General features: G+C 60.1%; 15 protein-coding genes. 3 read left to right on the top strand and 12 right to left on the bottom strand.

The genetic code is table 11. The features are described 5' to 3' along the window. Positions 1 to 87: 87 nt before the first annotated feature. The 6 genes from acpP to ACI77I_RS20525 all read right to left on the bottom strand — a co-directional run bounded on the left by acpP (position 88) and on the right by ACI77I_RS20525 (position 4,116). Positions 88 to 324 carry an acyl carrier protein gene (acpP, locus tag ACI77I_RS20550; protein ID WP_094468504.1) on the bottom strand — a complete coding sequence of 79 codons (237 nt, stop codon included), beginning with the start codon at positions 322 to 324 and terminating at the stop codon, positions 88 to 90. A 191-nt stretch (positions 325 to 515) separates the two neighbouring features. Beyond that, positions 516 to 1,259, bottom strand: a complete 744-nt coding sequence (gene fabG / locus ACI77I_RS20545; protein WP_015885432.1) for a 3-oxoacyl-ACP reductase FabG — start codon at positions 1,257 to 1,259, stop codon at positions 516 to 518. A 32-nt stretch (positions 1,260 to 1,291) separates the two neighbouring features. Beyond that, positions 1,292 to 2,230 carry an ACP S-malonyltransferase gene (fabD, locus tag ACI77I_RS20540; protein ID WP_094952765.1) on the bottom strand — a complete coding sequence of 313 codons (939 nt, stop codon included), beginning with the start codon at positions 2,228 to 2,230 and terminating at the stop codon, positions 1,292 to 1,294. A 144-nt stretch (positions 2,231 to 2,374) separates the two neighbouring features. After that, on the bottom strand, positions 2,375 to 3,385 hold the full coding sequence (plsX, locus tag ACI77I_RS20535; protein WP_406998280.1) for a phosphate acyltransferase PlsX: 1,011 nt from the start codon (positions 3,383 to 3,385) through the stop codon (positions 2,375 to 2,377). Between the two features lie 4 nt (positions 3,386 to 3,389). Further along, positions 3,390 to 3,572, bottom strand: a complete 183-nt coding sequence (gene rpmF / locus ACI77I_RS20530; RefSeq protein WP_008152339.1) for a 50S ribosomal protein L32 — start codon at positions 3,570 to 3,572, stop codon at positions 3,390 to 3,392. A gap of 13 nt (positions 3,573 to 3,585) precedes the next feature. Continuing rightward, positions 3,586 to 4,116, bottom strand: a complete 531-nt coding sequence (locus ACI77I_RS20525; RefSeq protein WP_032886799.1) for a YceD family protein — start codon at positions 4,114 to 4,116, stop codon at positions 3,586 to 3,588. Positions 4,117 to 4,221: 105 nt separating this feature from the next. On the opposite strand from ACI77I_RS20525, the gene ACI77I_RS20520 reads away from it, so the two are divergent. Further along, entirely contained in the window at positions 4,222 to 4,800 is a 579-nt protein-coding gene (locus ACI77I_RS20520; protein ID WP_406998279.1) for a Maf family protein, read from the top strand. A 133-nt stretch (positions 4,801 to 4,933) separates the two neighbouring features. Here the strand turns inward: ACI77I_RS20520 and ACI77I_RS20515 are convergent, their stop codons facing one another. Genes ACI77I_RS20515 through rluC form a run of 3 tightly spaced genes read right to left on the bottom strand, consistent with a single transcriptional unit; the run spans position 4,934 to position 7,547 of the window. Continuing rightward, entirely contained in the window at positions 4,934 to 5,917 is a 984-nt protein-coding gene (locus tag ACI77I_RS20515) for a S49 family peptidase (RefSeq protein WP_094952762.1), read from the bottom strand. Between the two features lie 21 nt (positions 5,918 to 5,938). Further along, the gene (locus ACI77I_RS20510; RefSeq protein ID WP_094952761.1) at positions 5,939 to 6,601 is read right to left on the bottom strand and encodes an HAD-IA family hydrolase; all 663 of its coding nucleotides are present in this window, start codon (positions 6,599 to 6,601) and stop codon (positions 5,939 to 5,941) included. After that, positions 6,588 to 7,547, bottom strand: coding sequence for a 23S rRNA pseudouridine(955/2504/2580) synthase RluC (gene rluC / locus ACI77I_RS20505; protein ID WP_032886795.1), 960 nt, complete (start codon positions 7,545 to 7,547; stop codon positions 6,588 to 6,590). The genes ACI77I_RS20510 and rluC overlap by 14 nt, the downstream gene beginning before the upstream one ends. Positions 7,548 to 8,306: 759 nt before the next feature. Here rluC and rne point away from each other — a divergent pair. Further along, positions 8,307 to 11,501 (top strand): ribonuclease E, encoded by a 3,195-nt coding sequence (gene rne, locus ACI77I_RS20500; RefSeq protein ID WP_406998278.1) that lies wholly within the window; start codon positions 8,307 to 8,309, stop codon positions 11,499 to 11,501. A 267-nt stretch (positions 11,502 to 11,768) separates the two neighbouring features. On the opposite strand, the gene ACI77I_RS20495 is transcribed toward rne, so the two are convergent. From ACI77I_RS20495 to ACI77I_RS20485, 3 genes are all read right to left on the bottom strand, one after another. Further along, positions 11,769 to 12,359: an NTP transferase domain-containing protein gene (locus tag ACI77I_RS20495; RefSeq protein ID WP_406998277.1), complete on the bottom strand. Its 591-nt coding sequence runs from the start codon at positions 12,357 to 12,359 to the stop codon at positions 11,769 to 11,771. After that, positions 12,356 to 13,342: an XdhC family protein gene (locus tag ACI77I_RS20490; protein ID WP_094951986.1), complete on the bottom strand. Its 987-nt coding sequence runs from the start codon at positions 13,340 to 13,342 to the stop codon at positions 12,356 to 12,358. The genes ACI77I_RS20495 and ACI77I_RS20490 overlap by 4 nt, the downstream gene beginning before the upstream one ends. 250 nt (positions 13,343 to 13,592) lie before the next feature. Then, complete coding sequence (locus tag ACI77I_RS20485; RefSeq protein ID WP_094951985.1) at positions 13,593 to 14,927, bottom strand: dicarboxylate/amino acid:cation symporter; 1,335 nt, start codon at positions 14,925 to 14,927, stop codon at positions 13,593 to 13,595. A 339-nt stretch (positions 14,928 to 15,266) separates the two neighbouring features. Here ACI77I_RS20485 and ACI77I_RS20480 point away from each other — a divergent pair, with 339 nt between their 5' ends. Beyond that, complete coding sequence (locus ACI77I_RS20480; protein WP_242152089.1) at positions 15,267 to 16,265, top strand: AraC family transcriptional regulator; 999 nt, start codon at positions 15,267 to 15,269, stop codon at positions 16,263 to 16,265. Positions 16,266 to 16,427: the final 162 nt, after the last annotated feature.

Genomic DNA, 16,427 nt, shown 5'->3' with positions numbered 1-16,427 from the left:
CAAAAGTCTCATCAGAGCTAAAGAAAAAACCGCACGCCGTTACAGCAGTGCGGTTTTTCCCTAACAGCAAGCGACGACTACAAACTATTACGCCTGGTGGTTCGTAACGTAGTCGATAGCAGCTTGAACAGTAGTGATTTTTTCAGCTTCTTCGTCCGGGATTTCGGTCTCGAATTCCTCTTCCAGAGCCATCACCAGCTCAACGGTGTCAAGGGAATCGGCACCCAGGTCTTCTACGAAGGAAGCAGTGTTGGTCACTTCTTCTTCTTTGACGCCCAGTTGCTCGGCAACGATTTTCTTGACGCGCTCTTCGATGGTGCTCATACCTTGTTTAACTCCTAATGGACAAATTCAGGCAGCTGGCCAGTGGGTAAGTGTATAGAAAGCCATTTCAGCTTTTCAACTGAAAGCTTCACCCTGTACCCGGTCCGCCACCTGCCTATAAATTAAGTTGCAGCTTTATAACGGATTTTAGACAGCTCGTATGACATTTTTTTGAAGCGATCCGTCACAATTTAACTCATGTACATCCCGCCGTTCACCGGGATTGTAGCCCCAGTCACGTATGCCGCACCGTCGGATGCCAGGAAAGTGACCACATTTGCGATCTCTTGAGCCTGGCCCAGACGGCCCAGCGGAATCTGCGTCAGCAGCGCTTCACGCTGTGCTTCGGGCAGTTCGCGGGTCATATCAGTGTCGATGAACCCTGGGGCCACCGAGTTGACCGTAATCGACCGCGAGCCGACTTCACGGGCCAATGCACGGCTGAAACCTTCCAGACCGGCTTTAGCCGCCGCGTAGTTTACTTGGCCTGCGTTGCCCATGGCACCCACTACGGAGCCAATATTGATAATTCGACCCCAACGCGCCTTGGTCATGCCACGCAAAACACCCTTGGACAGGCGAAACAGACTGTTCAAGTTGGTATCGACCACGTCGTACCACTCGTCGTCTTTCATGCGCATCATCAGGTTGTCGCGGGTAATACCGGCGTTGTTCACCAGAATAGCCGGCGCGCCGAACTGTGCAGTGATTTCAGCCAGGACAGCGGCAACCGACTCATCGCTGGTCACGTTCAGCTCAAGGCCGGTGCCCTGAACGCCGTTTTCCTTCAAGGTGGCGGCGATACGCTCGGCACCCGAGGCGGACGTGGCAGTGCCGATAACAACGGCGCCCTGACGGCCCAGTTCCAGGGCGATCGCCTGGCCAATGCCACGGCTGGCGCCGGTAACCAGTGCAACTTTACCTTGCAGACTCATGCAGGCTTCTCCTAAGTTCGGGGATCAGGGATTCAGGCCAGTGCCGCGCGAGCGGCAGCAAAGGCATCCGGGGTATTGAGGTTGGCAGTCGACACGCCGTCGGCGCAGCGCTTGTTCAAGCCAGCCAGGACTTTGCCCGGGCCACACTCGACAAGCGTGGTAGCGCCATTGGCGGCCAGGGTCTGCACTGACTCAACCCAGCGCACAGGCTTGTAGAGTTGCTCGAGCAGGTCGCGCTTGAGGGTGTCGAGGTCGGCGGCAACGGCCGCGCTAACGTTCTGCACCAGCGGGATCTGCGGCACCTGCCAGTTGATGGCGGCGATGGACTCGGCAAAACGCTCAGCGGCCGGGCGCATCAGCTCGCAGTGGGACGGCACGCTGACCGGCAATGGCAGGGCGCGCTTGGCGCCACGGGCCTTGCAGCCTTCGATGGCACGTTCAACCGCCGCCTTGGCACCGGCGATCACCACCTGGCCAGGGGAGTTGAAATTCACCGCGCTGACCACTTCGCCTTGGGCCGCTTCGGCGCAAGCTTCGATCACCACAGCATCGTCCAGGCCCAAGATAGCGGCCATGCCGCCCTGCCCGGCCGGCACGGCTTCCTGCATCAGTTGGCCACGACGCTCGACCAGCTTGACCGCTTCACCCAAGGTCAGGCTGCCTGCGGCCACCAGGGCGCTGTATTCGCCCAAGCTGTGACCGGCCACGTAAGCCGGGCGCGCGCCGCCTTCAGCCAGCCACAAGCGCCACAGGGCGATCGAAGCGGTCAGGATGGCCGGCTGAGTTTTATCGGTTTGATTGAGTTGCTCTTCCGGCCCCTGCTGGGTCAGCGCCCATAGGTCGTAACCCAGGGCATCGGAAGCTTCCTTGAAAGTTTCCAGGATCAGCGGATGTTGCGCGCCCAGCTCGGCCAACATGCCGAGGGACTGCGAACCCTGCCCTGGAAAGACGAATGCGAGGGATGTAGACATGTAACAAGCCCCTAATGATCTGGTCGTCAAAAATGCGCACTCCCGATTTTGAGATGAATCCAAGGTTGGGAGCGTACGAAACTGACAGATTGGATGGTCAATTGAACTGGCCGGTCACATTTAAGCACTCCCGGGCCGATTCGCCTAAGGCAACAAGTCCTCAAGACGGCCGTGCAAGCGTTGCGGCAGGTTTTCCTGGATCTCGATCAACGCCCGCGCAATCGCACTTTGAAAGCCTTGCACGCCCGCCGAACCGTGGCTCTTAACGACAATGCCCTGCAACCCCAGAAAGCTCGCACCGTTGTGCCGCGCCGGCGCCAGGTCAGCCTGCAAGCGACGCATCAACGGCAGCGCCAGGGCGCCGACCAGGCGTGAGGCCAGGCTCTGCTTGAACAAGGCCTCGATACGCGTGGCAATCATGGTCGCCAGGCCTTCGCTGGACTTGAGCAGGATATTGCCGACAAACCCGTCGCACACCACCACATCGGCTTCGCCCCGGTACAAGCCGTCACCTTCGACAAAGCCGATGTAGTTCAAGCCCCGCGCACCTTGCAACAAGGTGGCGGCGAGCTTGACCTGCTGGTTGCCCTTAATGTCCTCAGTGCCGATATTCAGCAACGCCACCCGCGGTCGGTTCACGCCCAGCGCCTCGGCAGCCACCGAGCCCATCACGGCGAACTGAAACAAATGCTCGGCACTGCAATCGACGTTCGCGCCCAGGTCCAGCAGTTGGCAGTAGCCTTTCTGCGTAGGAATCGCCGCGACCATCGCCGGCCGATCAATACCGGGCAACGTCTTGAGCACATGCCGCGACAACGCCATCAACGCCCCGGTATTGCCCGCACTGACACAGGCTTGCACCTTGCCATCACGCAGCAACTCAAGGGCCACCCGCATTGAAGAGTCAGGCTTGCCACGCAGGGCTGTCGCCGGCTTGTCGTCCATGCTGATGGTTTCGCTGGCCGGCGTAATCGTCAGGCGCGCGCGATCCACCGCCGGATGGCTGGCAATCAGTTCTTCAAGAAGGGAGAGTTGACCGACGAGGGTCAGGTGCAGCGAGGGCGTAGCAGCCAGGCTGGCAATGCAAGCCTGAACAATGCTGCGGGGACCGAAGTCCCCGCCCATTGCGTCAATCGCGATGACTTGAGCAGACAAGTGATTACTCGTCAGCGCCCTTGTCGATCACTTTACGGCCACGGTATACGCCTTCTGGCGATACGTGGTGACGCAGGTGAATTTCACCGGTGGTTTTTTCTACAGACAGAGTGCTCGCCGTCAGGGCATCGTGCGAACGACGCATGTCACGGGCAGAGCGGGATTTTTTGTTCTGCTGAACAGCCATAATTGATTAACTCCTAAACGTTTGGGTCACGCTTTAACTGCGCCAATACACTGAACGGGTTGGACCGCGTTACCTCGTCCTCGCTCGGCTCGGCCTCGTCATCGAGACCCTCCGGCTGCTGGCATTCTTCCGGATGATGAGCAGGCACAATGGGCAAGGCGAGCAGAAGCTCTTCCTCGATCAGTGCATGCAGATCCAAAGGATCTTCGCCCAGTTCCAGCACGTCATAACCTTTCGGCAACGACTGGGTATTCGCACCCTCCTTCACCACAGCGTAACTGCATTCGCTGTGAATCGGCAGGGTGACCAGCTCAAGACAACGCTGGCAAACCATTTTGACTTCGGTGTCGATAAAACTGTGGATTACCACAGACTTACGTTCATCTCGTTCAAAAACGAATTTGGCCTGCACCGTACCGACAGTGTCGGAAAGCGGGTCGCAGAGTCTCTCCAAATCGGCCAGCAGCAATTCACCTTGAAGGGAAGTGCCACGATCTGCCAATTTGCGCGGGTCAACGTGAGGTGGAATCGGGTCATTCAACATAGGCGCAGCATTATAGGGATGCACCCAGCCATGTCAAAGGAAATTCAGCCCTGTGCGTCAGCGGGTCGCCTCGCTAGAATCTCCAACTGCCTTAAGGAGACGCCCATGCTGCCTTTATTACTCGCATCCAGCTCGGTTTACCGCCGGGAATTACTGAGCCGCCTGCACCTGCCGTTCATCTGCAGCTCGCCGGACATCGACGAAAGCCACCGCGAAAATGAGTCCGCCATCGAGCTGGTCAAACGCCTGGCCGAAGAGAAAGCCCGCGCCCTTGCCCACAGCCATCCAAGGCATCTGATTATTGGCTCGGACCAGGTGGCCGCGCTCGACGGTCGGATCATCGGCAAGCCCCACACCTTCGAAAATGCCCGCGAACAATTGTTGGCAGCCAGCGGCAAGCGCGTGACCTTCCTCACCGGCCTGGCACTGCTTAACAGCGAGACCGGGCACTGCCAGGTCGACTGCGTGCCGCTTACCGTACACATGCGCGTATTGGACGTGGAGCGCATTGAGCGCTACCTGCGCGCCGAGCAGCCTTATGACTGTGCCGGCAGCTTCAAGGCTGAAGGGCTGGGCGTGAGCCTGTTTCAGAGCACTGAAGGGCCGGATGCCACCAGCCTCATAGGCTTACCACTGATTCGCCTAGTGGATATGTTGCTGGCTGAAGGCGTGCAGATCCCTTAAACCCACCACAAAACCAAATGTGGGAGCTGGCTTGCCTGCGATAGCGGTAGGCCAGCCGCTATAAATGCCAGCTGACAAACCGCTATCGCGGGCAAGCCCGCTCCCACACTTGAAACTCTTCGCCTGCTGGATCTCAGCGCAAGGTCGGGCCCTGAAAGCCCATGTACAGGGCCAATTTCTCCGCCACGCTGGCGCCAAGCTTCTTGGAGAAGCGATCAAACGGCGACTCCTCAACCGAGAAATCCACCAATTCTTTCTCGCCAATCACATCCCGCGCCACCGAACTGGCACTGCCCAGGCCATCAATCAAACCCAGCGGCAACGCCTGCTCGCCCGACCACACCAGACCGGAGAACAACTCCGGATGGTCTTTGTCCTTCAGACGATCGCCGCGCCCCTGCTTCACGCTGGCGATGAACTGACGATGGGTGGTATCGAGTACGCCCTGCCAAAACTGGGTTTCATCAGCCTTTTGCGGCTGGAACGGGTCGAGGAAGGACTTGTGCTCGCCCGAGGTGTAGGTGCGACGCTCCACACCGAGCTTCTCCATGGTGCCGACAAAGCCGTAACCGGCCGCCGTCACACCGATGGAGCCGACCAGGCTGGCCTTATCGGCATAAATCTGGTCAGCGGCGCTGGCGATGTAATAGGCACCTGAGGCGCCGAGGTCGGAAATCACCGCGTAAAGCTTGGTATCCGGATGCAATGCGCGCAGACGGCGAATCTCGTCATACACATAGCCCGACTGCACAGGGCTGCCACCCGGGCTATTGATGCGCAGAATAACGCCTTTGACCTTGGGGTCTTCAAACGCGGCGCGCAGGCTGCTGACGATATTGTCGGCACTGGCGGACTCCTTGTCGGCAATCACCCCGCGCACTTCGATCAAGGCGGTGTAGTTACTGCCACGGGTGGCGCTTTTTTCCATGTCCATCAGCGGGCTGAACAGCGCCAGCATGCCGAGCAGGTAAACAAAGGTCAGCAGTTTGAAGAAAATCCCCCAACGTCGCGAACGACGCTGCTCCTGGACGCCAGCCAGGAGAGTCTTCTCCAGCAGCTTCCAGCTTTTGTCATCACCGCTCTCGGCCTTTTCGGGCGCTTTCCACTCGTCACTCATGCCATTAACCCCAGCAAAGACTTATTGGGCCCGGCTTAGCCAGGCCTGCAGTTCAGAAAAATGATCAATCGTCAGCCTCGGCTCGTACTGCTGCAAGGCCTCGGCAGCCTGGGCGCCGTAGCTGACCGCGACACTGTCCATGCCGGCGTTGCGCGCCATCATCAGGTCAAAGGAGGCGTCGCCCACCATCAAGGCCTGGCGCGGCGCTACGCCGCAGTGCGCCAGGATCTGCTCCAGCATAAGAGGATGGGGTTTGCTGGCGGTTTCATCCGCTGCACGGGTGATGTCGAAATAATCTTCATAACCGTGAGCCTTCAGCACCCGGTCCAGCCCGCGACGGGCCTTACCGGTGGCCACGGCCAGGTGATAACCCTCGGCGCGGAACGCTTCCAGCGACTGCACTACACCGTCGAATAACGGCGAAGGCGTGGCCTCCAGCGCAATGTAGTGGTCAGCGTAATGGTCACGAAAGGTCACCAGTTCAGCGTCGCTGATCTGGGGGTACAAGGTACGTATCGCCTCAGGCAAGCCCAGGCCGATAATGCCTTTCACCGCCAGATCAGTGCACAACGCGAAGCCCGACCGGGTCGAGGCGACATGCATTGATTCAACGATCCGACCAATGGAATCACACAGGGTGCCGTCCCAGTCGAAGATCAGCAGCTTGTAATCAAGGTGCGACACTCAATCGCTCCACGGTCTTGGCCCACATCTCATCGACCGGCGCCTGCAGTTTCAACTCACCGCCATCCGGCAGTGGAACCGTCAGCATGTAGGCATGCAGGAACAGGCGCTTGCCGCCCAGGTCGCGGATTTCCTTGGAGAAATCCTCGTCACCGTATTTGGTATCGCCAGCAATGCAGTGGCCTGCGTGCAAGGTGTGCACGCGAATCTGGTGGGTACGGCCGGTCACCGGTTTGGCCTCGACCAGGGTGGCGAAATCGCCGAAGCGGCGCAGCACCTTGAACAGGGTCAGGGCTTCTTTGCCCTCCTCGTCCACTTCGACCATGCGTTCGCCGGAGCGCAGGTTGCTCTTCTGCAACGGCGCGCGAACGCTCTTGATCGAACTGGCCCAGTTGCCACGCACCAGCGCCATGTAGCGTTTGTCCACACCATCGCCACGCAGGGCGGTGTGCAGGTGACGCAACATGCTGCGCTTCTTGGCGATCATCAGCAGGCCGGAAGTGTCGCGGTCCAGGCGGTGGACCAGCTCCAGTTCCTTGGCATCCGGGCGCAACTGGCGGAAGGCTTCGATCACGCCGAACGTCAGGCCGCTGCCGCCGTGAACGGCAATGCCGCACGGCTTGTTGATCACGATCAGCTTGTTGTCTTCAAAGACAATCGAGGCCTCAAGGCGCTGCAACAGGCCTTGGGCCAGCGGCACGGGCTCGTCACGCTCAGGCACGCGCACCGGCGGCACGCGAACGATATCGCCCGCCTGCAGCTTGTACTCGGGCTTGATCCGGCCCTTGTTCACGCGCACTTCGCCTTTACGCAAGATGCGGTAAATCAAGGTCTTGGGCACGCCTTTGAGCCTGGCCAGGAGAAAATTGTCGATGCGTTGGCCGGCATATTCCGGCGAGACCTCGAGCAGCTGGACGCTGGGGGTCTGGGGGGCGGTAGTCGTCATGGCGGCGATGATAACAATTTTTTATGGAATTGAAGCACTTAATCATTGCTGCTATAGTCGCGAACGCCGCCAAAAGCGGCCTGGACAGAGGACTTGCGGCAAACTGCCGGCCCTGACCATCGCAATTCATCAGGACGCGAGGCCGTCCTACGGGGCTTTCGCCATCGTGAAAGGCTCGAGATTGTAACAAGCGCAGGTGACATGAGGCCTGAAGCGAGTGCAGAAAGCAGAGTGAATACTCGCGTTCTGCGCCGATATTTACGGCCAGTTCACAAAGTGCAGTCAGTCTTGAGCCAGACCATGGCGAATGCTTCGGAAACAACGCCTGTTAAGAGCTGAGTGAGAGCGCAGTCGCCCACACCTAGTCTTGTTTAGCCATGAGCGTGGACTCCCCATTGGAGAACACGGTAAATGCCAACCCGCTGCGGATTCTGCGCGCGGCAGCACCCGAATTATCAGGGATACGTGTAGGGTGGAGATGCACAACCGTCGGACCGTGTAGCACTAGGCTTATATTTAGACGCTTCATCTCGTCCACAGTCGCCGGTTGATTCCTCCTCCTGACCTTAGCTTTTGTTGAAGTGGTGCCTTTGTCACCACCGCTAACAAGCAGGACGCGTCCGTCGCGATACCGGCCCAATTGGCTCGTTATTGCTGGACACTGGAGTGGCCAACCACTCTTGACGCACCTGACACCGACCGTGAGAAGTCGTGTGTGCCGAACGCCGTTTCCGGCAGCCCGGAAACCGACGGTACAACATGAAAAGAATGCTGATTAACGCAACTCAACCCGAAGAGTTGCGTGTTGCACTGGTAGATGGCCAACGCCTCTACGACCTGGACATCGAATCCGGTGCACGCGAGCAAAAGAAGGCCAACATCTATAAAGGCCGTATTACTCGCATCGAACCGAGCCTTGAGGCTGCCTTTGTCGATTTCGGCTCCGAGCGCCACGGCTTCCTGCCCCTCAAAGAAATCTCCCGCGAATACTTCAAGAAAGCCCCTGAAGGCCGCGTGAACATCAAAGACGTCCTGAGCGAAGGCCAGGAAGTTATCGTTCAGGTCGAAAAAGAAGAACGTGGCAACAAGGGCGCCGCCCTGACCACCTTCATCAGCCTGGCTGGCCGTTATCTGGTCCTGATGCCGAACAACCCGCGTGCCGGCGGCATCTCCCGTCGCATCGAAGGCGAAGAGCGCAACGAACTGCGTGAAGCGCTGAACGGCTTGATCGCACCGGCCGACATGGGCCTGATCGTTCGCACTGCCGGCCTTGGCCGCAGCAGCGAAGAAATGCAGTGGGACCTCGACTACCTGCTGCAACTGTGGACCGCTATTAAAGAAGCGTCCCTGGATCGTTCCGCGCCGTTCCTGATCTACCAGGAAAGCAACGTGATCATCCGCGCCATCCGCGATTACCTGCGCCAGGACATCGGCGAAGTGCTGATCGACAGCGTTGAAGCCCAGGACGAAGCCCTGACTTTCATCCGCCAGGTGATGCCGCAGTACGCCAGCAAGATCAAGCTGTACGAAGACAGCGTTCCGCTGTTCAACCGTTTCCAGATCGAAAGCCAGATCGAGACCGCCTTCCAGCGCGTGGTCGAACTGCCTTCCGGCGGCTCCATTGTGATCGACCCGACCGAAGCCCTGGTGTCCATCGACATCAACTCGGCGCGTGCGACCAAAGGCAGCGACATCGAAGAAACCGCCCTGCAGACCAACCTGGAAGCGGCTGAAGAAATCGCCCGCCAGCTGCGCCTGCGTGACATCGGCGGCCTGATCGTGATCGACTTCATCGACATGACCCCGGCCAAGAACCAGCGCGCCGTGGAAGAGAAAGTCCGCGAATGCCTGGAAGCTGACCGTGCCCGCGTACAGGTTGGCCGCATCTCGCGCTTCGGCCTGCTGGAAATGTCCCGTCAGCGCCTGCGCCCATCCTTGGGCGAGAGCAGCGGCATCGTTTGCCCGCGTTGCAACGGCACCGGCATCATCCGTGACGTTGAATCGCTGTCCCTGGCGATCCTGCGCCTGATCGAAGAAGAAGCCCTGAAAGACCGCACTGCCGAAGTCCGCGCGCAAGTGCCGATCCCGGTTGCAGCCTTCCTGCTTAACGAAAAACGCAACTCGATCACCAAGATCGAACTGCGCACCCGTGCCCGTATCGTCATCCTGCCGAACGATCACCTCGAGACGCCGCACTTCGAAGTGCAGCGCCTGCGTGATGACAGCCCGGAAGCTCACAGCGGCCAGTCCAGCTACGAAATCGCGGCTGCCGCTGCCGAAGTCGAAGAAGTCCAGCCAGCCGCCGCAACCCGCACTCTGGTTCGCCAGGAAGCCGCGGTGAAGACGGCTCCAGCTCGCGCCAACGCACCGGTGCCTGCTGAAGTCGCCGCCCCGGTTGCCGCGCCGGCCGCCCTGCCTGAGCCAAGCCTGTTCAAAGGCCTGGTGAAGTCTCTGGTTAGCCTGTTCGCAACTAAAGAAGAGCCCGCGGCTCCGGTTGTGGTTGAAAAACCAGCCACCGAGCGCCCGGCGCGCAACGAAGAGCGTCGCAACGGCCGTCAGCAAAGCCGTAACCGCAACGGTCGCCGTGACGAAGAGCGCAAGCCGCGCGAAGAACGTGCTCCGCGTGAAGAACGCGCACCACGTGAAGAGCGTGCACCACGTGAAGAGCGCGCACCTCGCGAAGCCCGTGAAGAAACCCCAACCGTAGCCCGCGAAGAACGTGCACCGCGTGAAGAGCGCGCACCACGCACCCCACGCGCACCCCGTGAAGACCGCAAGCCACGTGGCGAGCGTGAAGAACGTGTACGTGAACTGCGCGAGCCACTGGACGCAGCGCCTGCCGTAGCTGGCGAAGCTGCCAGTGAAGAACGCCCGGCTCGCCAGCCGCGTGAAGAACGCGCCCCACGTGAAGAGCGCCAACCGCGCCCACCGCGTGAAGAGCGTCAACCACGCGCCGAGCAAGCAGCTGCTGCCAGCGAAGAAGACGAAGTGCTGACCGGCGAAGAGCAACTGCAGGAAGATGGCCAGGACAACGCCGAAGGCGATCGTCCACGCCGCCGCTCCCGTGGCCAGCGTCGTCGCAGCAACCGTCGCGAGCGTCAACGTGATGCCAACGGTAACGTGATCGAAGGCTCGGAAGAGACCGGCGAAAACGCAGAAGCCGCCACCACCGAACCAACTGGCGCCGAATTGGCTGCCGGCCTGGCGGTAACGGCTGCCGTTGCCAGCTCGGTCATCAGCGCACCGGCTGAAGCCCAGGCGCACGAGCAAGCTGAACGCGCCACAGCTGCCGTTGAAGAAACTGTTGCGGTAGAAGCCCCAGAAGCACCGGTGGCTGAAACCCCAGTGGTAGAAGCGCCGGTTGTTGAAGCAACTACCCCAATCGAAGCCCCAGTGGTTACGGAAGTGGAAGTTGCACCGGTTCGCGAAACCCAACCAGAAGTGGAAGTGGCTGCTGTCGAGCCTGCACCGGCGGTTGAGCCTCAGCCCGTGGTTGAAGCGCCGGTTGTTGAAGAAGCCGCCCCGGCAGTGCGTGAAGTTCGCGAAGAACAGACCGCCTTCCAGTGGACTGCCGAACCAGCCGCTGCAGTTGAAGCGCCAGCCTCTGCCCCCGTGGTAGAAGAAGCGCCTGCACCGGTTGCCGAAGTGGTTGAAGCCGCTCCGGTTGTGGTTGCCGAGCCTGCGCCAGTGGTTGAAGCGCCAGTGGTTGCCGAAGTCGCCGCCCCGGTGGTCGAAGCAGCACCTGCCAGCGCCCTGACCGAAAACGGCCGCGCGCCGAACGACCCACGTGAAGTGCGTCGCCGTCGCAAGGAAGCTGAGGCAGCCGCTGCAGCTGCCGCAGCAGCACCGGCCGCTGTCGAAGTAATCGAGGCACCAGCCCCGGTTGCTGAAACAGTGGTTGAACACGCCCCAAAGGCTTTGGAAGCAGAACACGAGCCTAAACCCCTCGTCTGATTCCATCAGCCACTAAAAAGCCCCGCCTGAGTGATCAGGCGGGGCTTTTTTATGGGGCTGAACACACCGCTATATTGATTTGAAATGCACTCAACTGTGGGAGCGGGCTTGCCCGCGATGACGTCGGCCCAGCAAACATTGATGTTGACTGACCCACCGCTTTCGCGGGCAAGTCGAATCGTCGCACCGCCGCTCCCACAGGGGATCTGCGCTTAACTGAACGGCATTAGGGCAAGCCCGCTCGCCACAACAAGCCAGCTCCCACATTCAGTCCACGTGGAAACTTAGCATCTGCGGTAGGTCCACATCCCAAAGCACGCCAGGATCGCTAACCTGGACCTCACTCACCGTCGCACAGGCAAATAACGGCTTGGCGCCGCGATCCCCGTTCAGCGCCATCAAGGATGGCCCAAGCGCCCGGCCAAACGCCACTGGATGCCCGTATTCACCCGCCTGCACCGGCACACGGATGCCATCTGCTGCCAGCGCATCAACCACCCTTTCGATACTAGAAGATTGGATAAACGGCATATCCCCCAACACCACCAACCAGCCATCAGACTCACCACTGGCTGCGACCGCCGCCGCAATGCTATCGCCCATCCCAACTGAGTGCAGCAGCAACACCTCACAACCGTAGGCCAGCGCCAGGCGAATCACTTCGGGCCGGTCCGGCGAGGTCACCAACCAGCGCGTTACAACACGCTCAGGCAAATTCAATAGCACCTGCTCGATCACCGGTCGCGTCACGCCATCCAAGCCTACGCAGTCGGCCAACAACTTATCCTTATCAGCCCCCGCTTCGGCACGAAAACGACTGCCCTGCCCGGCCGCCAGCACAATCGCGGTAACGGTCATTCAGCCACTACCGGCAGCGGCTTTTTCTGCGTCGGTGCCACGCCATTCTTGATGGCGACGATTTCCGCCATCAACGACAACGCAATCTCGGACGGAGTATGGCTGCCGATGTGCAAACCAATCGGCCCATGCAAACGTGCAATCGCCTCCGCCGACAAACCCAGCGCCGTCAGGTTTTCCCGGCGCTTTTGCGTATTGACCCGCGAACCGAGGGCACCGATGTAGAACGCGGTGGAATTCAACGCCGTCAGCAGCGCCATGTCATCCAGGCGTGGGTCGTGGGTCAGGCAGACGATGGCCGTGCGCTCATCCGTCTGGATATTCAAGACCGCCTCATCCGGCATGCCCGGCACAAAGCGGCCGTGTTGCTCTTCCCAGCCATAGACGAACTCTTCGCGCGGGTCACAGATCAGCACCTCGAAATCCAACAGCCGCGCCATCTCAGCCACGTAGCGCGACAGCTGCCCGGCGCCGATCAACAGTAGTCGCCAACGCGGCCCGTAAATGGCCCGCAGGCGTTCGCCGTCGAAGGTCACGACATCGGTTTTGCTCGCACCGACCAAGCTCACGCGGCCCGTGACCAGGTCCAGCTCTCGGGCGACGATTTCATGCGCTTCGCAACGCTCCAGCAATTGCGCGACCCAACGCCAGTCATCCACCCGCTCCTCTGTAAGGCGCAGAGTGCCACCGCAAGGCAAGCCAAAACGCGCCGCCTCATCGCGGGTAACGCCATAGGTCACTAACTGCACCGGCGGCCCATCCTCAGGCAAGCGGCCATCCTGCAAGCGCGCGATCAAGTCATCCTCGATGCAGCCACCGGACACTGACCCAATCACCACGCCATCGCCACGCAAGGCCAACATCGCCCCCGGCGGACGCGGCGCGCTGCCCCAGGTCTGGACCACGCTGTAGAGCACCACGCGGTGCCCGGCACGGCGCCAGTCGAGCACGCTGCGCAAGACATTCAGATCCACACTGTCCATCAAGACTCCTGCAAGCAATTACTGCGCAAACATGCGGCGGGTTAAGGGGTTTTAGAGCGGGCAGCACGGTGCGAGTTTCATCAGCGTAACCAACAGCCGCCTTGTAGAGACGGGCTTCATCGCAACGTGATGAACTACTCACTGAATGTAAATCAAAACATGCAAAAAGTGACCCAGCAGAAACGCAAACGCCCCGAACAAGTCGGGGCGTTTGTGGGTAACTTCGGCGTCAGTTCACGCCATCAGCCCCTTACTTCACAGCAGCAGGAGCAGGGCCTTCGGCCACACCCAGGTCATCTTCCGGACGGGTGTCGGAGATGCCAGTACCGCCGGATGCCAACTCGCTGTGCAGCTTGTCAGTGTCCAGTTCCTTGACCCACTTGGCCACAACGATGGTGGCAACGGCGTTACCCACCAGGTTGGTCAGTGCGCGGGCTTCAGACATGAAGCGGTCGATACCCAGGATCAGCGCCAGGCCGGCAACCGGCAGGTGGCCGACAGCCGACAGGGTAGCAGCCAGTACGATGAAGCCCGAACCGGTCACGCCAGCAGCGCCTTTGGAGGACAACAGCAGCACCAGCAGCAGGGTGATCTGGTGAGTGATGTCCATGTGGGTGTCAGTCGCCTGGGCGATGAACACGGCAGCCATGGTCAGGTAGATCGAAGTACCGTCGAGGTTGAACGAGTAGCCGGTCGGGATCACCAGGCCTACTACGGATTTCTTCGCGCCCAGACGCTCCATCTTGATCAGCATGCGTGGCAGTGCGGATTCGGAGGAGGAAGTACCCAGAACGATCAGCAGCTCTTCACGGATGTAGCGAACCAGCTTCAACACGCTGAAACCGTGTGCGCGGCAGATAGCGCCCAGCACCACGACCACGAACAGGATGCAGGTGATGTAGAAGCAGATCATCAACTGGCCGAGCTGCACCAGGGAACCTACACCGTAGGCGCCGATGGTGAACGCCATGGCGCCCAGGGCACCGATTGGCGCGAGCTTCATGATCATGTTGATGATGTTGAACATCACGTGAGCGAAGCGATCGATGAAGTCCAGTACCGGCTTGCCATAGGCGCCCAGGCGGTGCAGGGCGAAACCGAAGATCACCGAGAACATCAGCACTTGCAGGATGTCACCGTTGGCGAAGGCACCGACGATGGTGTTCGGGATCACGTTGAGGATGAAGCCAACCACGCTCTGGTCTGCACCGGCAGTCACGTAGGCAGCGACTTTGGAGGCATCCAGGGTAGCCACGTCGATGTGCATGCCGGCGCCCGGTTGCACAACGTTGACCACGACCAGGCCGATCAGCAGGGCGATGGTGGAAACAACTTCGAAGTACAGCAGCGCGTAGCCGCCGGTTTTGCCGACCGATTTCATGCTTTGCATGCCAGCGATGCCGCTGACAACGGTGCAGAAGATGATCGGGGCGATGACCATTTTGATCAGTTTGATGAACCCGTCACCCAGTGGCTTGAGGGCCACGCCGGTCTGCGGGTAGAAGTGACCGAGCAAAATACCGATAACGATTGCAACGATCACTTGGAAATACAGGGATTTGTAGATTGGCTGACGAGTCGTCATTGCAAAGTTCCTCAATCGCACCGTGTGGCAAAGATCCGCCATTGCCCACGACACTTGAATTGCGAACCCTCCTGCACTGGAGGGATTTGTTGTTTGCGAGGTCTGTAAGAACATTCCTGCGCTGTGATCTTTATCGCAAACGCCGTGCCACTTTGCTTAAAAACCCTGAAGGCCTTTAGACATCAGGGCTGAGGGGTTGAATGCCCCCGTCAGGGCCACCAAGAAGCTGGCGGAAACCCGCCACGCCCTCTGATCTCGTCCTACAATTTGGCGGATATCCGCCTTGTCGCCCCGCCCTCGGGTGGCTACCATCCGCCACTCCATGGACGAGGCCCTCACATGCGTGAACGTACCATCGCCAGTCACTACGCGCGGGCCGCCCTCGGCGGGGCGCGTCGGGCGGGCTACGATTACTCGCCCCTGCTGTTGCAGGCCGGTATCACCCCGGAACTGTTGACCGAGCCACGCGCCCGCATCGCCCCCGAGCAATTTACCCGGCTGTTGCAAATGCTCTGGCTGGCGCTGGACGACGAATACCTGGGGTTTGCCGAAGGCCCAAGCAAACGCGGCACCTTCGCCATGATGTGCCACGCGCTGATTCACTGCCGCACCCTGGAGAAGGCTCTGGAACGCGGCTTATTATTTTATAGCCTATTCCCACAGGGTCCGCGCTGGCAGCTGACAAGAGAAGGCGACATGGCCCGCCTGAGCCTGGACGATTCGCAGCTGTGGGACCCGGATCATTTCCTCAGCGAATGCCTGCTGGTGATCTGGCATCGCCTGGGCAGCTGGCTGATCGGCCAGCGTATTCGGCTGCACCAGGCCACTTTCAGCTACCCGATGCCGGCGCATGCTGGCGAATATGACCTGCTCTTCCCCTGCCCTCAGGTGTTCGGCGCGCCGCACAGCAGCCTGGTGTTTCCGGCGCGCTACTTGAGCCTGCCGCTATTGCAGGACGAACGCACCCTCAAGCACTTTCTTGAGCGCTCGCCCGCCGACCTGCTGTCGCGGCCGGATGAAGGCGACAGCCTGAGCAGCCAACTGCGCCGCTTGCTGAGCCGCGACCGCACGCCCTGGCCGGACCTGGAAGCCGTCGCGCAGCACCTGCACATCAGCCCACAAACCCTGCGCCGGCATTTGCGTGAAGAAGGCACCAGCTTTCAGGCGCTCAAGGATGAGTTGCGGCGGGACATCGCCATCTACCATTTGGGGCGGGCGGATTTGTCATTGCAGGAGATTGCCGAACAGTTGGGGTTTTCCGAACCGTCGGCGTTTCATCGGGCGTTCAAGAAGTGGACTGGATTGACGCCGGGGGCGTATCGGGCGCAGGAGAGTTAGAGGTGAATTGCCTGGGCGGGCCTCATCGAGGGCAAGCCCGCTCCCACATGTTGAGGGTGTGAACGCGATCAACTGTGGGAGCGGGCTTGCCTGCGATAGCCTTAGGTATCTACACATCTTTTTATGGGTTGAATTCTTTGGTTGTTGCGGGGGCGCTGGGTG

Origin of the sequence: Pseudomonas sp. D47, assembly GCF_045447305.1 — a bacterium.
In the GTDB taxonomy this organism is placed as follows: Bacteria; Pseudomonadota; Gammaproteobacteria; order Pseudomonadales; family Pseudomonadaceae; genus Aquipseudomonas.
Note: the sequence above shows the minus strand (reverse complement) of the source record. Positions and strands in the feature narration are given on the sequence as shown.